At 37.9% G+C, this 1,127-nt stretch carries 2 protein-coding genes; both read right to left on the reverse strand.

Annotation, left to right across the window (positions count from 1 at the left end; translation table 11 throughout):
* The coding region (locus C5O24_RS13590; RefSeq protein WP_133165614.1) for a hypothetical protein at nucleotides 1-382 on the reverse strand (382 nt) is incomplete at its 3' end.
* 9 nt (nucleotides 383-391) lie between these two features.
* On the reverse strand, nucleotides 392-961 hold the full coding sequence (locus C5O24_RS13595; RefSeq protein WP_107036842.1) for a UpxY family transcription antiterminator: 570 nt from the start codon (nucleotides 959-961) through the stop codon (nucleotides 392-394).
* Nucleotides 962-1,127 lie beyond the last annotated feature (166 nt).

The raw sequence follows: 1,127 nt of genomic DNA on the forward strand, positions 1-1,127 counted from the left end.
TCTCATTGTTGACCTCATTCAATAATTTGTCAATGTCAAGAAACTTGTTGAAGTATGAATCAAAGATGATCTTAGCATCCTCACGAGACTCGACAAAGAGACAATCATATTGCTTGCCCCGTTCATCATAATTCTGAAATAGTTCCCCTAGTCGATGAGGTATTTCTTTGCCAACTCCATCAAAGTGAAAACGAGAAGGGCGAGCACTCCCATTTATCGCTACATCATAAATTTCAAACTTAACATCATCTACATAAATCAAAACTGCCTTAGACCCAATGTCAAACCTATCAATGACTTCAAGCACATGCTTTTCAGGCACTGATATAGCTTTATGATTAACAATGCGATTCTCAATATACTCTTGGAAGCGAGTTGACATATTCAATCATTATAACAGTTCAATGTTCAGACGATTTATTCTTAATTTGCATCCACCAAGAAAATCTATGCCCACTATTATATCAGTCTCTCCATATTCGGATTGAATTACTTTCCCGGTTAAACCAATGAGATTTCCTCTAACTATTCTAACATTATCCTCTACTTTCAAATCTGGGACAAAGGAAACAGGAACGTCACTTTGGCCTAATACAAATTTAAGCTTTTCAATCTGGATGTCTGGAATTCTTGCGTATGCTGTTTCGCCGGGTTGAGAGATAATCCGAATAATGAGTGCGTGATTTCTGATAAATGAAATTTCGGTTTTATCAACATAAAAGAAAGCCACCATTGGAATAATTGCGGTTTCTATCTTTTTCTTGCGATCACTCCATTGTCTTATCTGGACTTGAGTAGGCAAATAAGTTTCAATACCAAGTTTTTTAATTTCGGCAACCGCTTTTTTCTCACAACGCGGCCTTGTATAAGCAGCGACCCAGAATTTTTCGTGCGCTTCGCGGTCGTCAGTCCAATTGACTGCCGAGACACAAATCTTAGAAATTTCATTTAGCGTTTCCATTGCAGATGATGCTAAATAGTTTGATTGGCAGGTATCGCTGAGTAAGAGATACCCAATATTGCAAAATTACTCATAATTTGCGACATGGCAAAGGACAACAGTTCGGTAATTTTTGAGCAGGCATAGCTGTATCGCACTGATACACAACAGTTTGCCTGACTCTTAA

This window comes from Paramuribaculum intestinale, from assembly GCF_003024925.1.
Lineage (GTDB): Bacteria > Bacteroidota > Bacteroidia > Bacteroidales > Muribaculaceae > Paramuribaculum > Paramuribaculum intestinale.